20 protein-coding genes are annotated in these 16,324 nt (G+C 66.8%); 9 read left to right on the forward strand and 11 right to left on the reverse strand.

From position 1 onward, the window contains the following. The first annotated feature begins 21 nt into the window (after window positions 1–21). Together C507_RS0109315 and C507_RS0109320 are read left to right on the forward strand one after the other, a co-directional pair. Entirely contained in the window at window positions 22–477 is a 456-nt protein-coding gene (locus C507_RS0109315; RefSeq protein ID WP_018699418.1) for a RidA family protein, read from the forward strand. 192 nt (window positions 478–669) lie between these two features. Further along, window positions 670–1,395, forward strand: coding sequence for an alpha/beta hydrolase (locus C507_RS0109320; RefSeq protein ID WP_026318973.1), 726 nt, complete (start codon window positions 670–672; stop codon window positions 1,393–1,395). Between the two features lie 11 nt (window positions 1,396–1,406). Here C507_RS0109320 and C507_RS0109325 read toward each other — a convergent pair whose 3' ends face one another. Beyond that, on the reverse strand, window positions 1,407–1,601 hold the full coding sequence (locus C507_RS0109325; protein ID WP_018699420.1) for a DUF1192 domain-containing protein: 195 nt from the start codon (window positions 1,599–1,601) through the stop codon (window positions 1,407–1,409). Window positions 1,602–1,880: 279 nt separating this feature from the next. Here C507_RS0109325 and C507_RS0109330 point away from each other — a divergent pair, with 279 nt between their 5' ends. Continuing rightward, window positions 1,881–2,873 carry an NAD(P)H-quinone oxidoreductase gene (locus C507_RS0109330; RefSeq protein ID WP_018699421.1) on the forward strand — a complete coding sequence of 331 codons (993 nt, stop codon included), beginning with the start codon at window positions 1,881–1,883 and terminating at the stop codon, window positions 2,871–2,873. A gap of 33 nt (window positions 2,874–2,906) precedes the next feature. On the opposite strand, the gene C507_RS23260 is transcribed toward C507_RS0109330, so the two are convergent. Continuing rightward, window positions 2,907–3,071 carry a hypothetical protein gene (locus C507_RS23260; RefSeq protein ID WP_018699422.1) on the reverse strand — a complete coding sequence of 55 codons (165 nt, stop codon included), beginning with the start codon at window positions 3,069–3,071 and terminating at the stop codon, window positions 2,907–2,909. Window positions 3,072–3,312: 241 nt separating this feature from the next. On the opposite strand from C507_RS23260, the gene C507_RS0109340 reads away from it, so the two are divergent. Beyond that, a complete protein-coding gene (locus C507_RS0109340) occupies window positions 3,313–4,035 on the forward strand; it encodes a DUF1013 domain-containing protein (RefSeq protein WP_018699423.1) in 723 nt (240 codons plus the stop codon). A 119-nt stretch (window positions 4,036–4,154) separates the two neighbouring features. Here C507_RS0109340 and C507_RS0109345 read toward each other — a convergent pair whose 3' ends face one another. The 6 genes from C507_RS0109345 to lgt all read right to left on the reverse strand — a co-directional run bounded on the left by C507_RS0109345 (window position 4,155) and on the right by lgt (window position 10,147). Beyond that, complete coding sequence (locus tag C507_RS0109345; RefSeq protein WP_018699424.1) at window positions 4,155–5,087, reverse strand: ribose-phosphate pyrophosphokinase; 933 nt, start codon at window positions 5,085–5,087, stop codon at window positions 4,155–4,157. A gap of 220 nt (window positions 5,088–5,307) precedes the next feature. After that, on the reverse strand, window positions 5,308–5,841 hold the full coding sequence (locus C507_RS0109350; protein ID WP_018699425.1) for a hypothetical protein: 534 nt from the start codon (window positions 5,839–5,841) through the stop codon (window positions 5,308–5,310). A 216-nt stretch (window positions 5,842–6,057) separates the two neighbouring features. After that, entirely contained in the window at window positions 6,058–7,212 is a 1,155-nt protein-coding gene (locus C507_RS0109355; protein ID WP_018699426.1) for a M24 family metallopeptidase, read from the reverse strand. A gap of 36 nt (window positions 7,213–7,248) precedes the next feature. Continuing rightward, window positions 7,249–8,019 carry a peptidoglycan editing factor PgeF gene (gene pgeF / locus C507_RS0109360; protein WP_018699427.1) on the reverse strand — a complete coding sequence of 257 codons (771 nt, stop codon included), beginning with the start codon at window positions 8,017–8,019 and terminating at the stop codon, window positions 7,249–7,251. A 203-nt stretch (window positions 8,020–8,222) separates the two neighbouring features. Further along, window positions 8,223–9,308 (reverse strand): class I SAM-dependent methyltransferase, encoded by a 1,086-nt coding sequence (locus C507_RS0109365; protein ID WP_018699428.1) that lies wholly within the window; start codon window positions 9,306–9,308, stop codon window positions 8,223–8,225. Then, complete coding sequence (gene lgt, locus C507_RS0109370) at window positions 9,305–10,147, reverse strand: prolipoprotein diacylglyceryl transferase (RefSeq protein ID WP_018699429.1); 843 nt, start codon at window positions 10,145–10,147, stop codon at window positions 9,305–9,307. The genes C507_RS0109365 and lgt overlap by 4 nt, the downstream gene beginning before the upstream one ends. 180 nt (window positions 10,148–10,327) lie before the next feature. Between lgt and C507_RS0109375 the strand changes: the two genes are divergently transcribed. The 5 genes from C507_RS0109375 to C507_RS0109395 all read left to right on the forward strand — a co-directional run bounded on the left by C507_RS0109375 (window position 10,328) and on the right by C507_RS0109395 (window position 13,390). After that, a complete protein-coding gene (locus C507_RS0109375) occupies window positions 10,328–10,642 on the forward strand; it encodes an accessory factor UbiK family protein (RefSeq protein WP_018699430.1) in 315 nt (104 codons plus the stop codon). A 185-nt stretch (window positions 10,643–10,827) separates the two neighbouring features. Continuing rightward, on the forward strand, window positions 10,828–11,328 hold the full coding sequence (locus C507_RS0109380; RefSeq protein WP_018699431.1) for a type III secretion system chaperone family protein: 501 nt from the start codon (window positions 10,828–10,830) through the stop codon (window positions 11,326–11,328). Continuing rightward, window positions 11,325–12,140 (forward strand): pyrroline-5-carboxylate reductase, encoded by an 816-nt coding sequence (proC, locus tag C507_RS0109385; RefSeq protein WP_018699432.1) that lies wholly within the window; start codon window positions 11,325–11,327, stop codon window positions 12,138–12,140. The genes C507_RS0109380 and proC overlap by 4 nt, the downstream gene beginning before the upstream one ends. Window positions 12,141–12,257: 117 nt before the next feature. After that, a complete protein-coding gene (locus C507_RS20880) occupies window positions 12,258–12,923 on the forward strand; it encodes a hypothetical protein (RefSeq protein ID WP_018699433.1) in 666 nt (221 codons plus the stop codon). A gap of 107 nt (window positions 12,924–13,030) precedes the next feature. After that, window positions 13,031–13,390 (forward strand): tRNA-binding protein, encoded by a 360-nt coding sequence (locus C507_RS0109395; RefSeq protein WP_018699434.1) that lies wholly within the window; start codon window positions 13,031–13,033, stop codon window positions 13,388–13,390. A 9-nt stretch (window positions 13,391–13,399) separates the two neighbouring features. On the opposite strand, the gene C507_RS0109400 is transcribed toward C507_RS0109395, so the two are convergent. The 3 genes from C507_RS0109400 to C507_RS0109410 form a co-directional block, all read right to left on the reverse strand. After that, entirely contained in the window at window positions 13,400–14,806 is a 1,407-nt protein-coding gene (locus C507_RS0109400) for an ATP-binding protein (RefSeq protein ID WP_018699435.1), read from the reverse strand. Window positions 14,807–14,934: 128 nt separating this feature from the next. Then, window positions 14,935–15,642 (reverse strand): response regulator, encoded by a 708-nt coding sequence (locus C507_RS0109405; protein WP_018699436.1) that lies wholly within the window; start codon window positions 15,640–15,642, stop codon window positions 14,935–14,937. Then, entirely contained in the window at window positions 15,639–16,175 is a 537-nt protein-coding gene (locus C507_RS0109410) for a MarR family winged helix-turn-helix transcriptional regulator (RefSeq protein ID WP_018699437.1), read from the reverse strand. Before C507_RS0109410 ends, C507_RS0109405 begins: the two co-directional genes overlap by 4 nt. Window positions 16,176–16,324: the final 149 nt, after the last annotated feature.

Raw genomic sequence — 16,324 nt, forward strand, 5'->3', positions numbered from 1 at the left:
CCTGAATACGGAGGGTTATTCGTGAGTGATACCGCTGTCCGCGACGACAAGGCGAAGGTTGCGTCGTCCCGTCTGCCCTCGCCGCTGTCCGCCGTTCAGCCCGCGGGATGGGCCGAGCCGCGCGGTTACGCCAACGGCATGATCGGCGAGGGCCGAGTCCTGTTCGTGGGCGGCCAGATCGGCTGGGATGTCGAGGGACGCTTTGCCGAGGGCTTCCTCGGCCAGGTGGGCCAGGCGCTCGCCAACATCGTAGCGGTTCTGGAGGCGGCCGGCGGCGGTCCGGAACATGTCGGCCGGCTGACCTGGTACGTCACCGACATCGAGGCCTACCGCGCGTCGCTCAAGGAACTCGGCCCCGTCTACCGCGCCGCGATGGGAAAGCACTTCCCTGCCATGGCGCTGGTCCAGGTGGTCTCGCTGGTCGAGGAAGAGGCGATGGTGGAGATCGAGGCCACGGCCGTCCTGCCCGCCGCCTGATCCCGCCGTCGGTCCGCGCACAAAAAAACCGCCCCGGACGGGGCGGTGAAGGTGTCAGACTTGGAGGCGTCAAAAGCAAAGTGGCCATCACCACTCTAATCCAGCGGGCTGGATAATCCCGGTTATTCTTTATTAACCTTAATGGCTGGTTAACAGGGGCCGCCGCTGGCGGCGATAGAGGGAGGGATGACGATGGCAACCTACGTTCTGGTGCACGGGGCCTGGCACACTGGCGACCACTTCGAGCCGCTCGCGGAACCGATCCGGGCTGCCGGCCACACGGTCCATACGCCGACGATCGCCGGTAACCGTCCTGGTGACGACAAGCGCACCGGTCTCGCAGAAGCGATCGGGTCCATCGTCGGATTTCTCCGAGACGAGGATCTCCGGGACGTGGTGCTTATGGGCCATTCCTATGGCGGTATGGTCATCACGGGTGTCGCAGATGCGGTGCCGGAGCGCATCCGCCGTCTGGTCTACTGGAACGCGTTCGTGCCCTATGACGGCGAGGCCCTCAACGATCTCGTTCCCCCGCACTATGTCGGCCTGTTCGACGAAATCGCGGCCGCCAGCGCGGACAATTCGGTGATGCTGCCCTATCCGATCTGGCGGGAGGCCTTCATCAACGATGCTGGCGAGGACGAGGCGCGGGCAGCCTACGAGACGCTCAATCCGCATCCCTACGCGACGTTTACCGACAAGATCGCGCTCAAGACGAACCCGGCAGCGAATGGGCTGGCCAAGTCCTACATCAACTGCACGGAGGACACGGCCCTGCCGCACAGCCATGGCTGGCATCCGCGCCTGTCGGAGAAGCTTGGCCTGTTCAGGCTGGTCCAGACGTCGGGAAGCCACGAGCTGTGCTTCACTAATCCCGGGCTCCTGGCGGACAAGATCATGCTCGCCGGGCGCGACTGAAGCAGGCCGGCTTAGCTCTTGAACAGCGAGTCCGCGGCGGCGCGTGTCGCACTCTTGGCGCGCACCACCTCGTCGACACGCCGGATCTCCGCTTCTAGTGCTGCCCTGCGTTCGGCGAGATCTTCCAGCGACTGAGCCGACAGGTCCTCGCCGACCACCAGGAGCCCGCCGATCTTCGGACGGTGTTCCTTGTCGTGGATCGCCATGGCTCGCCCCTCCGTATCTGGTCCGTCCGGTCATGCGCCCTTCATTCTGAACGGCGCACGCAGCCCGGCAGGCTAGCGGAAAACCGGCCGTCGAGACAATCCGGCCCCCAAATGTCGTGGTCGTCGACACGAAAAGGGGCCGCCATGGGTGGCGCGGCCTGGGAAGGTCGGAGCCCGGCACGTCCCATCCGCGTTGTCACTGCCGGGCCGGAGGCTGTATGGGAAAGGCGGCATTGGGCCGCGACGGAGGCGAGCGTGACAGTGACTGTACCGGAGAAAATGACGGCAATCGCGATCCGCGAGCCGGGCGGTCCCGAGGTTCTGGTTCCCGAAACGATGCCGGTCGTCGCGCCGGCTGCCGGGGAGGTACTCATCGCCGTCAAGGCGGCGGGCGTGAACCGGCCGGACGTTTTCCAGCGCCAGGGCAATTACCCGCCGCCGAAGGGTGTCACGCCGATCCCCGGCCTCGAGGTTGCCGGCACCGTCGCCGCGCTCGGGCCGGACGTGGAGGGGCTGTCCGTCGGCGATCCGGTCATGGCGCTCGTCCCTGGCGGCGGCTACGCCGAATACTGCCTGGCGGCTGCCGAGAACGTGCTGCCGGTGCCGCAGGGCCTGTCCATTGTCGAGGCCGGCGCTGTGCCGGAGACCTACTTCACCGTCTGGTCGAACGTGTTCGACCGCGGCGGGCTGAAGGCCGGCGAGAGCTTCCTGGTGCACGGCGGAACATCCGGCATCGGCACGACCGCGATCCAGCTTGCCAAGGCCTTCGGTGCTTTCGTGATCACCACGGCCGGATCCGACGAGAAGCTCGCGGCCTGTCGCGAACTCGGCGCCGATGCGGCGATCAACTACCGCACGACGGACTTCGTCTCCGTCGTCAAGGAAGTGACCGACGGCCACGGGGTCGACCTGATCCTCGACATGGTCGGCGGCAGCTATGTCGAGCGCAACTGGCAGGCTGCCGCGGTGGAGGGGCGCATCGTGCAGATCGCGGTTTTGGGCGGTTCTAGCGAGCATGTGGATTTTCGCCGCCTGATGATGAAGCGGCTGACACATACGGGGTCGACGCTGAGAGCTCGCGATGTGGCGTTCAAGGCGGATCTGGCAGCATCGCTCAAGGCCAATGTCTGGCCGCTGATGAGCGAGGGAAAGGCACGGCCAGTGATCGATTCCACCTTCCCGCTGGCCAAGGCGGCGGAAGCGCATCGCCGGATGGAGAGCTCCGGCCACGTCGGCAAGATCGTGCTGACCATCGGCGACGCCGACGCCTGAGGTCAGGCTCTCTCGGAGGTAGGCGCGCGACGATCAGTCGGCGTCGTGAGGGCCCGGCTTGCGCTTCGGCTCCGTGATCGCCGGCGGATCGCTGGCGGGGAAAGTCTCCTCCAGCGATTCGTCGAGCACGTCCTCCTGATGCTTGCGTTCCGCGGCCTTGTCGCCCGTCCCGGGATTGCTGGTCTTGGGTGTGCTCATGGTCTGACCTCTGTTGCCGCCGATTTCCGGGGCGGTCCCGCCGAAATTGACTTCCCTTCAGATCGGTGTCGCGCCCTGCCACCGCAATCCCGATCTCGACCGGGCGATGGCCGGGCGCGCGCGCAACGTTTGCGTTGAGCCGGCTTGCGGTCTATATCTCGCTCTTCATTCCCCTACATTCATTTGGAAGAGAGAGGGGCTTTCGCGGCGCAACCCGTGGGAGCAAACAGGAGGATTTTACATGGCGATCGGGCAAAACGCTCCGCTCATGCCCAAGGCGACCGCGGTCTGGCTGGTCGACAACACGTCGCTGTCCTTCGAGCAGATTGCCGTCTTCTGCAAGCTGCACCCGCTCGAGGTGAAGGCGATCGCCGACGGCGATTCGGCTCAGGGCATCAAGGGTCTCGACCCGGTCCTCACCGGCCAGCTTACCCGCGACGAGATCGATGCCGGCGAGAAGGATGCCGCCCATCGCCTGAAGCTCTCCGTCTCCAAGGTCCGTGTTCCGGAAGCCAAGCGGAAGGGGCCGCGCTACACGCCGGTCTCCAAGCGCCAGGATCGGCCGAACGCCATCCTCTGGCTGCTGCGCAACCATCCGGAACTCAAGGACGCCCAGATCATCCGGCTGGTCGGCACCACCAAGACCACCATCCAGGCGATCCGCGAGCGCACCCACTGGAACGCACCGAACCTGCAGCCGGCCGATCCGGTGACGCTGGGTCTGTGCACCCAGATCGAACTCGATCTGGAAGTGGAGAAGGCTGCCGCCGAAGCGGGGCCCGTTGCGGCCAGCGACCAGCAGGAGCCGGCGACGCTGCTCTCCGTCGAGGAGGCGCTCTCGCCGTCCACTCCGGAGCCGGAAGACGACAACGCGAACGTCGATCCGGACGCGGTGTTCTCCGGTCTCAAGGCCTGGCGCAAGGGTGAGAGCAACGAGGACGACGAGGACGAGGCGAGCTCGTAGAGCAATCCCAGGAAAAGTGGGTCCCGGTTTTCCGTCCTGCTTTCGTCCAGATACCCTTACGAAAAAGGCCCGCGGTCTCCGCGGGCCTTTTTTGTGGCGTTCGCCGGTGTCGAGGGGGACTAGTCGAAGAGGCTGGAGACCGATTCCTCCAGCGCGGTCCGGCTGATGGCCTCGCCGATCAGCGGAGCGATGGAGACGGCGCGGATGTTGCCGGCGGCGAGGACCGCCTCGGTCGGCTCGATGGAATCGCTGATCACCAGCTCTTTCAGCTTCGACCCGGCGATGCGCGCCACCGCGCCGCCCGACAGGACGCCATGGGTGATGTAGGCGGCGACGCTGGTCGCGCCCTGGGCCAGCAACGCCTCAGCGGCATTGCACAGCGTTCCACCGGAATCGACGATGTCGTCGACGAGAATGCAGTCCCGTCCCTCCGGCGAGCCGATGACGTTCATCACTTCCGATTCGCCGGGACGCTCGCGGCGCTTGTCGACGATGGCCAGCGGCGCGTCGATGCGTTTGGCGAGGGCACGTGCGCGCACCACGCCGCCCACGTCAGGCGACACCACCATGATGTTGCCGAGCTCGTAGCGCTCCTTGATGTCCCGGGTCATGACGGGAGCGGCGAACAAATTGTCGGTGGGGATGTCGAAGAAGCCCTGGATCTGCCCGGCGTGCAGGTCGAGGGTCAGCACGCGGTCGGCGCCGGCGCGGACAATCAGGTTGGCGACCAGCTTGGCAGAGATCGGCGTGCGCGGACCGGCTTTGCGGTCCTGGCGGGCGTAACCGTAATAGGGCAGAACCGCGGTAATCCGTTTGGCCGATGCGCGCCGCAGCGCGTCGATCAGGATCAGGAGTTCCATCAGGTGGTCGTTGGCGGGATAGCTCGTCGACTGGATGACGAACACGTCCTCGCCACGGACATTTTCCTGGATCTCGACGAACACTTCCTGGTCGGCGAAGCGCCGCACCAGGCTCTTCGTCAGGGGAACCTCGAGATAGGCGCCTATCTGCTCGGCGAGCGAGCGGTTCGAGTTCCCCGTCACGAGCTTCATGATGTGCTGCCTCGTTGCCCCATGCTGCGGTCGAATGGTCCGCGGGGTGGGTGTCCTCAGGAATCCGGCCCGCCGATGGGAGGATTAACTAGCAACCGGGCTTGCGGGCGGCAACACGCGCCGCGTCGTGGCAGCGCATTCCGCATGTGTGGCGCATGAGGTGCGCCCCGTTTGCAACACGCGTGCCGGTCGAAGGCCGGAAATCCACTGCCAGTGGCCGTCAGCGCCCGCCGCCCATCAACCAGGCGTCGAGCTGGAATATGACGTCGGTGGCCACGAGGCTCAGCTGTGCCGTGCCGACCCCTGACCAGGGGTCACCGGCATAGACGCCGGCCTGGCGCTCGCCGGTGATGCGGTGCAGCCGTTTGCCGCTCGCATCGAACACATCGAACACGTAGACGATGTTGGCGGCGTTGTCGGACGAGATGGCGGAGAGGAAGCCCTTGACCCGGTAGGTCGCGGGGGAACCCAGCCGCTTGACCAGCGTAATCTTCCTGACTTCTGCCGCTGCCGCAATCTCCCCGGCAAGCTCATCAGCGATGTTGCCGGGGATACCGGTGAAGGGTTCGAACGCAACGGTCACCTCATCCTTGGGGATGGGCTCAGCCGTCGTCTCGTCCGCTCCCGGCAGGTTGACCACGCCGGACAGGCGCGACGGGCCTCCGCAGGCCGCAAGCGTCAGACCCGCAACGGCGACGGCGATCATCAGTATCAGCCGGTGGCCGCTCGAACGGGCGCGCGCGGGATCTGCCATAGCCTGGGGCTCCTTTGTCCTGGTCGGGTTCCCGCCCGATCTCTAGAGCCTTTTGCGATCGGGTGGAAACACCCGATCGACAGGAAATGGCCCTGAAGACTGTTTTGGTGAGCGATTTCTTGCCTGGTCGCAGCACCATCGGCCGGATGGAAGGCGAGGGGCGGGCGGTGCGCGAAGGGATTGGCGCGCAGCGCCGATGTCCCGTGGCACGGCGGGTCAGGTCACCTCCACGAGGCTGACGGGCACCTTCGAGAGCGGTTCCGGCGCATCGTCGGTGGTGATGTAGCTCCGCCCCAGTGTCATCGCCGTCCCGGTGGTATCGTCCATCAGAATCATGTGGGCGAACAGCACCATGTTCGGCCGGATCGCGGTCTTGTTGCCGCGGTAGAACATGGGCGGATCCATCCAGGAGGGCGCGTAGCGTGCCCCCAGAGAATAGCCGCAGGCATTCATGCGGGCGGGCTGCAGGCCGGCGCCGTCGACCACCCTGGCATGGGCATCGAATACATCGGAGAAGGTGCTGCCGGGCTGCATGGCGCCTTCCACGCGCGACAGCGCCGACGAGGCCACGTCGAACAGCTCGCGATGGCGATCGGTGGCGGGACCGATGGTGAGGGTGGCCATCATGGCGGCGTGGTAGTGCCGGTACGCACCGGCGAACTCCAGCGTGAGCTGGTCCTGCTCCGACAGCGTCCGGCGTCCCGACTTGTAGCGGCACAGGAGGGCGTCTTCGCCGGAACCGATGATGAAGCTGTTGCCGGGATAGTCGCCGCCGCCTTCGAACACCGCACCCTGCATGGCGGCAAGGATGCGGCCCTCGTCGGCGCCGGGGCGGATCTCCGCCATGCCGGCCTCCCAGGCCGCATCGGCGAGCGAGGCGGCCTTGCGCACGCAGGCGATTTCCGCGGGACTCTTTACCGCCCGGAGCGTCGGCACCAGGTCGGAGACGTCGGCTGCGGCCGCGAACGACTGCAGCGCCTCGTCCAGCGCCTTGCCATGGGCCGCAGTCAGGCCGTGGGTGTTGGTCTCCACGCCAAGCTTGGCGCCCAGCAGATCCAGGTCGAACAGCAGGTCCTTGAGGCGCTTGGTGCGGTTTCCGCCGGCCTCGTCCGACCAGACCCGGATGTCCTCGATCAGCGACGTGTGCCGCGCCTGGCGCATGTCCGGCAGCCGGGTCAGCAGCACGAAGCGCCCGTCCTTCATCAGGATCAGGCACTGGAAGAAGCAGTAGCCGAACGTGTCGTATCCGGTCAGCCAGTAGTGGCTTTCCGGCGCGAACAGAAGCAGCGCGTCGAGATCGCGGGCTTTCATCTCGGCAAGGACGGCGTCCCTGCGTCGGTCATACTCCTCGCGGTCGAAGGCCAGCGCCATGGGGTGTGTCCATTTCTGTTGCGGAAAGGGCGGGGCTCAGCGCGGAACGATCGCGATGGCCGAGATCAGCCGGCCGTAGTCCGGCTCGTTTCGGTGCTGCGACCGCCGGTACGAGTAGAAGCGATCCGGCTCCGAATAGGTGCAGGCGTCGAGGCGGCCGACAGTTCCGATGCCGGCGGCCCTCAGGCGATCCTCAATGTACCGGGGAAGATCGAACATTGCATGCCCGGGACGTGCTGCAGGTGCGAAGTAGCGTTCGTTGGCCAGGTCTTCGTCGAGAAGCTGCTGAATGAAGTCGGGGCCAACCTCGTAGGATGCCTGCGAAATGGTGGGGCCGAGCGAGGCGACGGTGGCAGCGCGCCGGGCACCCAGCGCCTCCATCGCCCAGATCGTCGATTCCAGCACGCCGCCAACGGCGCCGCGCCAGCCGGCGTGGGCCGCGGCGACAACCTGTGCACCCGGATCGGCGAACAGGACGGGACCGCAGTCGGCGGTCGCGACGCCGACGGCCACGCCGGGCGTCGCGGTGACCACCGCGTCACCGCGAGGGCGCTCGCCGTCCGGCCATGGGCCGTCCACGGTTAGTGCCGTCGGCGAATGGATCTGGTATGGCGTCACGAGCCTGTCGGCGGCCACGCCAAGCCGATCAGCGACCCGTTTGCGGTTCTCGGCGACGGCAGTCTGCTCGTCCTTCGAGCCGAAGCCGACATTCAGGCTCGCATAGATGCCGTCGGATACGCCACCTTCGCGGGTGAAGAACCCGTGGCGGATGTCGTCGAACCCGGCGAGCTCCCGCGCGGTGATCATCCCAGTCTTCCTCACCCGGTCCATCGGTCTGGCGGCCTGGCTCTGATTCGGGCCAGGCCGGTTCGCGGAAGGCGCACTCGTGGCGCCGACAGCCGGGATTTTGGCGGCCCTGCCGTCGCGCTGTTCGATGATGCGCCTGTCCGAATGCCGACTATCCCCGCATTTTCGCCTCCGCGTAAAGAGAGCGGATGCGTAAGCAGGTGTCAGAGCCGTCCGAACCCCGGCGCCAGCAGGGTATCTGGCGTGACCGCCATGACCTTGAAGAGCTCACCCATCTGATCGACTGCGGCCAGCCTTGCCACATCGGCCTCGATCGCCCGGAAGCCCGCGGCGTCGCTCCCGGCGGCGAGCTTGTGCGCGCGTTCCACAAGGCCAAGCGCGAGCAGGAAGGCACCCTGGGTCACCGGTCCGTGCACAGCCGCACCACCACGACGCGCCGCTGCACCGAGGGCTGCGAAATTTACGTGCGTGGTGAGATCTGCTGCTCCGGGATCGGCGAGGGCGTCGACATGGGTGTGAGCGCGCAGGGCTTGCAGCGTATCGCCGATGCCAGGCCGCACATAGCCATAGTCGATGGTGAGCAACGCGCCGCCCTGGCGGGCAATCCGGCCGGCGAGGGTTTCCATGATGGCGTCGGCCACCGGCTGGACTTCCAGGACGGCGCCGTCCGGAGCGTCAGCGAATCCGGCGGTCATCGCCTCCGGCAGCGCTCCCGGACCGATGCCGAAGGCGAGCCGCCCGTTTTCGTCCAACCCCACGACTCGCTCGCGCCACGCGTCCTGTGCCCTGACGAACTGGTGCACCGGTAGGGCATCGAAGAACTCGTTTGCCACCACGAGCATCGGCCCGTCAGGCAGATCCTCGACCTGGTCGTGCCAGGTGAGGGGTCGCGGCGAGGCCTCGAGGGTGGTCTTCTGGGTCTGCCGCAGGACGGGGCTGGTTTCCACCAGCTCCACCGTCAGCGCATCCAGGAACGCTGGCCGGAGGGCGGCCACGCGCAGGATGTCGGCGGCAAGCGTGCCCCGGCCCGGTCCGAGTTCGACGAGCCGGACGGGGGAGGGCGCGCCGGCGGCTTCCCAGGTTGCGATCAGCCATGCGCCGATCAGTTCGCCGAAGAGCTGCGACACCTCCGGTGCAGTGGTGAAGTCGCCATCCGCCCCGAACGGGACGCGCGTCATATAGTAGCCGTCCTGCGGGTCGCCGAGGCAGCGGGCCATAAAGTCGGCAACGGAGATCGGTCCGCTCGCGGCTATCTCAGCGGCGATGCGCTCGGCGAGTGGCTGGGTCATGCGCGGGGTGCCGCATCGCCTGCGTCCCGACGAGAGAGGGCGCGCCAGATCGCCCAGGTTCCAGCAACGATCATCGGGATGGAAAGAACCGCACCCATGGTCAGTCCGCCCGGCAGAAAGCCGATCTGGGCGTCCGGCATGCGGAACTGTTCGGCGATGGTTCGGGCCACCGCGTAGCCGATCATGAAGATGCCGGCGGTGAGGCCGGGCCGCTTGAGCGCGAGGAAGTGGTGGGTGGCGATGCGCAGGGCGATGAAGAGCAGCACGCCCTCCAGCGCCGCCTCATAGAGCTGGCTCGGGTGGCGCGGCTCAGGGCCAGCGCCGGGAAACACCATCGCCCAGCCCACTTCGGTGGGCCGACCCCAGAGCTCGCCGTTCACGAAGTTGGCGATGCGGCCGAAGAAGACGCCGATCGGCGTGGACGCGGCAACGAGGTCGAAGAGCGTCCAGGTCGGGACCTTCCGGACCCGTGCGAAGGCGATCATCGCCACGATCACGCCGACCAGCCCGCCATGGAAGGACATGCCGCCCTCCCAGATGCGCAGGGCCTCAAGCGGGTGCTCGAGATAATAGGCGGAGTTGTAGACCGTGACGAAGCCGAGCCGGCCCCCGACGACGATGCCGACGGTTGCCCACAGGACGAAGTCGTCGATCTCGGTGCGGGAGGGGCGGGCCTGGGCGCCTGCCCAGAGCCGGTTGTTGGCGCAGAGGCTTCGAATATACCACCAGCCCAGCAGAATGCCGGCGATGTAGGCGAGCGCGTACCAACGCAGGGCGAACGGCCCGAACTCGATCAGAACCGGATCGATCGTCGGATAGGGGATGACGAAAACGGGCATGGGCGGGCGTCCGTGGCGGATTGCATCGCGACCGGCCCGCGTGCAGCGCCGGTCGGCCGGGCGGACAGTGGGCAGAGGCTCGCACACGCGTCAAGACGCACCGATCGGCCTTGTTCCGGCGATCCGCCATCCCCATAGTCATGCTGACTCCGCGATGCGTTTCAGACAGCAAGGTGCGCCATGACCCAGGGATCCAACCGGTTCTTCGACGATTTCTCCAAGCTGGCCACCGATGCCGGCGCGGTGGCGCAGTCCTTCCGTCGCGAGGCGGAAACGGCGATGCGTGCCCAGGCGGAGCGCTTCCTGTCTGACATGGACCTCGTCCAGCGCGACGAGCACGAAGCCGTGAAACACATGGCCGCGAGCGCCCGCGACGAAGTCGAGGCGCTGCAGACGAGGATCGCGTCCCTTGAGGCGCGGATCGCCACGCTGGAGGCTCGTTCCGGCGGCGCCTCCGGCCCTTCCGGGGACGCTCCGTCCACTCCTTCCGAGTAAGGCCGGCTCGCCGAGCGGCGTTTGCGTCGATATACTCGAACCGTTAGAGATTCGCGTGTCGCGCAGCTTGCGCCTCAAGGGACGCGAGGCCTTCGCGCCGCCGCCGACGAGCCCTGTTTGCGCCCCTATCTGGGAGGCCGCACCCGCCTTCGTCTCTCCCGCCACGGCACCCGCGAGGATCGGTCATGACCTTCATCGACATTGAGTTGGAGCGCGCAAGCAACCCGGTCGACCAGATCGAGCATATCGCCGTCTCGAACGACTGGCTGTTCGACCGGTCCGGCGATGACGAAATCACCATCTCGATCGCCGGGCACTGGTGCGACTACCACGTCTCCTTTACATGGATGGACGAGTTCGAGGCGCTGCATCTGGCGGCCGCCTTCGACCTCAAGGTGACCGAGCCGCGCTACACCGAGGTGGTCCGCCTGCTGGCGCTGGTGAACGAGCGCATGTGGATGGGCCATTTCGATCTCTGGAGTAAGGAAGGCGTGGTGATCTACCGGCACGCCCAGCTTCTCGCCGGCGAGGTCCATCCGACCTCCGCCCAGATTGAAGGCATGCTCGCCCACGCCATCGAAATGTGCGAGCGCCACTATCAGGCCTTCCAGTTCGTCGTCTGGGCCGGCAAGTCCGCCAGCGAGGCGCTCGACACGGCCCTGTTCGAGACCGCGGGCGAGGCATGATCGACACCGCGACCCGTCCGATCGTGCTGGTTGGCGCCGGCAAGATGGGCGGCGCCATGCTGGCCGGCTGGGCGGCGAGGCCACCCGGGGCGCCGGTGATGGTGGTCGATCCGGCCGTCTCCGACGAGGTCGCGGCCAGCGCGGCGCAGCTCGGGGCACGGCTTGCCTCCGAGCCGCCCGCCGACACGAAGGCCGGCGTTCTGATCCTGGCGGTAAAGCCGCAGATGATGGGCGACGTGCTGCCAGCCCTCGCGGCGATGCGCGACGCGAACACGACCGTCGTTTCCGTTGCCGCCGGCATCACCGTCGCCACCCTGGAGGCGGCCCTCGGCGAGGGGCCGGTGGTGCGCACCATACCCAACACGCCGTCGCAGATCGGCCGCGGCGTTACCGTCTGTTTCGGCAACGCCGCCGTGGACGATGAGCGAAGGCAGGCGGCCACCGAACTGCTTGGCGCCATCGGCATGGTCGAGTGGGTGGACGACGAAGGCCTGATCGATTCCGCCACCGCCGTCTCCGGCTCCGGCCCGGCCTACGTGTTTCACATGGTGGAGTGTCTGGCGGAGGCGGGCCGCAAGGTCGGGCTTCCGGAAGATCTCGCCATGCGAATTGCCCGGGGTACGGTCTCGGGCGCTGGCGCGTTGCTCGATGCCAGCGATGCGGAGGCCGAAACCCTGCGCCGCAACGTGACCTCGCCCGGTGGCACCACGGCCGCGGCGCTCGGCGTGCTGATGAACGACGCAGCGATGGAGAAACTCTTCGTTGCCGCAGTTGACGCCGCCAGGATCCGCGCCCGGGAACTGGGGAGCTAGTCCGCCAGGTCGAGTGGGCTTGCCTGTCGCATTGGATTCACAGCCCGGGTTCCTATCTCATTGAACAGACGCGGCCCGCTCGATGCGGCGTGCCGTCTTGCGAGAAGGGAGTTCGTCATGGCCACCAAGCAGCAGCGCCAGAGCGTCATCACCGCCTTCCTCGATCTCCTGTCGCAAAAACCCTTCGCCGAGATCGGACTCGACGAAATCGCGGAGCGGGCGTCCGTGTCGCTGGCCGAGCTGCGGGGGATGTTCGACACCAAGCTTGCGATCTACGAGGCGTTCGTCCGTGACGTGGACGAGGCCGTGCTCGCCGAGGATGTTTCCGACATGGCCGACGAGCCGCCGCGCGAACGCCTGTTCGACGTGCTCATGCGGCGGCTGGATGTGCTGCGGCCACACCGCGCTGCGCTCCACGGTCTGTTCCGGTCGGTGCGGCAGGACCCGCTGCTTGCCGCCAGCATCAACCGGATCGGCCTCGTCTCCCAACGCTGGATGCTGACGGCGGCGGGGATCCGGTTCGAGGGGTTGCTCGGGGCCGCGGTCACCCAGGGACTCGTGGTGTCGTTCGCCCGCGTGTTGCGGGTCTTCGTCAACGAGGCGGATGAGGGGATGCCGCGCACCATGGCCGCGCTCGACAAGGAGCTGCGCCGTGCGCAAAGCTCCTTCGAGCGGCTGGAGCGTCTCGGTCGCGTGTTGCGGCGTCCGCCCCGTCGGCGCTGGCCGGAGCGCCGTCCCACGGATCCGGTTGTCTCGGACGTTGCGACGGAAGAGCCCATCTGAGTTTGGCCGAAGCCGCCGCGCTTGTCGCGTGGCCGGCGGATCGGCTACCCCGGGGCTCCCGCTTGCACGGAATGTGCTGCGCGCCACAGCATGGAAAGGGAGCTGCGATGAGCCAGGCCGAAACCCCGTCAGGCACGATTTCCTTCGACGACTTCCTGAAGGTCGACGTGCGCGCCGGCACCATCGTGGAAGCCGCGCCCTTCCCGGAGGCGCGCAAACCGGCGATCAAGCTCATGATCGACTTCGGTCCGGAGATCGGGCTGAAAAAGTCGTCCGCTCAGATCACCGAGCACTACGCGCCGGAGGAACTGGTCGGCAAGCAGGTGATGGCGGTGGTCAATTTCCCGCCGCGCCAGATCGGCCCGATCCGCTCCGAGGTCCTGACCCTCGGCTTCCCGGACGAAGAGGGCAACGTGGTTCTCGCCGGCATCGACAAGCGCGTCCCGAACGGGGGCAAGCTGTTCTGACCCCGCCTCTTATGCCGGCAGGTGGATGCGGGCCCTGAGGCCGCCGAGCGGCGAGTCCGTCAGCAGGATGTCGCCGCCGTGGCCGCGCACCGTGTCGCGGGCGATCGCCAGCCCGAGCCCCGTGCCGCCGAGATCCTGGTTGCGGGCCGTGTCGAGGCGGAAAAAGGGTCGGAACACATCCTCGCGCGACTGCGCGGGAATGCCCGGCCCGTCGTCGTCGATGGAGATGGTCACCCAGCCTTCCGTGTTGCGCGCCGAGATCTCCACCGTTTTGCCATAGCGGGCGGCGTTGACCACCAGGTTCTGGATGCCCCGACGCAAAGCGTTCGGTTTCGCCTCGATGTCACGGTCGCCTTCAAATCGCACGGTCGTTTTCGCGCCGCGCCGCCGTGCCTCCACGGCCAGGTCCTCGACAAGCTCCGACAGGTCGATGGTCTCGGACGCTTCCTCGATGTCGGTGCGTGCGAAAGCCAGATAGTCCTCCAGCATCGCCTGCATGGCGTCGACATCCTTCTTGAGCGCCTCCGTCTCTTCTCCGTCGCCGAGAAAGGCGAGTTCCAGCTTGAAGCGCGTTAGGATGGTGCGCAGGTCATGGGAGACGCCCGCCAGCATCGCCGTGCGCTGCTCCATCTGCCGCTCGATGCGCCGCCGCATCTCGATGAAGGCGCGCGAGGCCTGCCGGACCTCCGTGGCGCCACGTGGCCGGAACCCGGTGATGGGCCGACCGCGTCCGAAGCTTTCCGCCGCGTCGGCCAGCCGCTGGATCGGACGGATCTGGTTGCGCAGGAACAGGGCAGCGATGGAAAGCAGCACCACCGAGGTGCCGGCCATCCACACCAGCGTGATGTGGGAGTTGGTGGCGTAGGCCTGGCTACGCCGGACCACCGCCGTGAACACGCCCGCGTTCAGCTTGATCTGGATCTCGACGAATTTTTCCTCGTTGACGATCTCGATGGCGAAGGGCTTGCCGACCCGGTCGCGGATGGCGCTGGAGAGCGTCCGGTCAAGCAGCGAAAAAAACGGTTTCGGCATCGGCGGCGGCAGTTTGCCGTCCGGCTCCAGGCTCGCGAACACGAACAGCGAGCGAGCTGCCGTGGCCACCACCGCCTGCGCCTCCGATGGGCTCGGCGCGCGCTCGATGAGTTCGACAATGGTGGCGACCTCGGCCGCCGTCGTCTCAGACAGCCGGTCGGTCACGTTCTGCCAGTGGCGGTTCAGGAACACGAACGCCACGACCGACTGCAGGAGCACCATCGGAATGATGACGATGAGCAGCGAACGCGCGAACAGCCGCTTGGGCATCTGGCGCCGCAGCCAGCGTCCGACCGGCGGCGGCAAGCCGCCGGACCGCAGCACCCGCTGCCAGAGCGGACGTTCCGGCAGATCCGCTTCAGTGGTGTCGTCGAGCGTGGCCATTGCGCGCCTTGCTGTCTGGGGGACGGGGCGCGTGCAACGCATGCCGGTCCACCCGTCCGAACCTGTCATTCAGCAGCCAATCTGGGCGATTTCGCGGGCACGCCCCACACGGCCTGCAGTGCCGCCTTTCAGTCGCGCGGATCGGCCATCAGCCGGTAACCGACCCCGCGGATGGTCTGCAGGTAACGCGGATTGGCCGGATCGACTTCGATCTTGCGTCGCAGCCGATTGATCTGCACGTCGACGGTCCGTTCGCTCATCTTCGCCTCATCGGTGATGAGCAGGTGACGGGCGATGGTCTCGCCGGGCTGCTGCGAGAACGCCTTCATCAAGGTGCGCTCCCTGTCCGTCAGCCTCACCACCTCGGCGCCGTTGCGCAGCTCCTCGCGCTCGATGTCGAACACGAAGGTGCCGAAAGCCACCGCCGAGTGCCACTGCTTCTGCGTCCCGCCGGCGCGCTTCAAGGCACGGGCGATCCTGAGCACCAGTTCGCGCGGCTCGAACGGCTTGGTCAGATAGTCGTCGGCGCCGAGCTCGAAACCATTGATGCGGTCGTCACTCTCGCCGCGCGCGGTCAGCATGATCACCGGGATCTCCGTGCCGGCGAGCGTGGAGTTCAAAAGATCGAAGCCGCTCTCGCCTGGCATCATCACGTCGAGGATCACGAGGTCGAAGGCGAAGGTCTGCAGCTTGCGTCGGGCTTCGGTTGCATCGGCCGCCTCGCTGACCCGGTAGCCCTCACCGGTGAGGTAGCGGTTGAGCAGACTGCGGATCCGGCTGTCGTCGTCGACGATCAGCAGGTGGGCGGCATCGTCGCTTGGCATCGCCTGGGTCATGATCCGCGCCTCCTCGCCGTCAGGCGCGCCACTTCCGCCCGCTCGTCTGGATCGACGAGGTCGCTGAGGAAGCGGCGTGCGATCTCCGCCCCGTCCGGGCCCAGGTCGGACAGCGCCTTGGCGATCCGCTGGCTCTGGATCTCGGCCAGGCGCTGGGCGAGTGCACGGCCCTTGTCGGTGGTGTAGAGCAGGCGCTGGCGCTTGTCGGAGGGGCCGCGACGCTGCTCGATGAAGTCTTTGTCGACCAGCTCCTTCAGGACGCGGCCCAGGCTCTGCTTGGTGATCTTCAGGATCGCCAGCAATTCCGCCACCCGAATGCCGGGATTGCGGTCGACGAAGTGCACGACCCGATGATGGGCGCGCCAGAAGCCGAACTCGGCGAGCACCGAATCCGCCTCGCCCACGAAATCGCGATAGGCGAAGAACAGAAGCTCGATGAGCTCGTAGCGGATCTCCGGCAGATCGCCATCGTCGGAGCCGGAACGGGCGTCCTCGCCGCGTCGATCGAAGGAATGCGAAATTATGTCAGCCATATTGACATATTGCGTTTGCGATTGTTACGAGAAGGTGTGTCTTGACGAAACAATCCTTCGATCGTGCATCATGAGCGGCGGAGGATGCGAAGCTGCCGAATCCCGCCGGAAACTGCGGCGACCTTAGCGAGCTTCGCTTCGTCAGGCAA

Source organism: Amorphus coralli DSM 19760 (assembly GCF_000374525.1).
In the GTDB taxonomy this organism is placed as follows: domain Bacteria; phylum Pseudomonadota; class Alphaproteobacteria; order Rhizobiales; family Amorphaceae; genus Amorphus; species Amorphus coralli.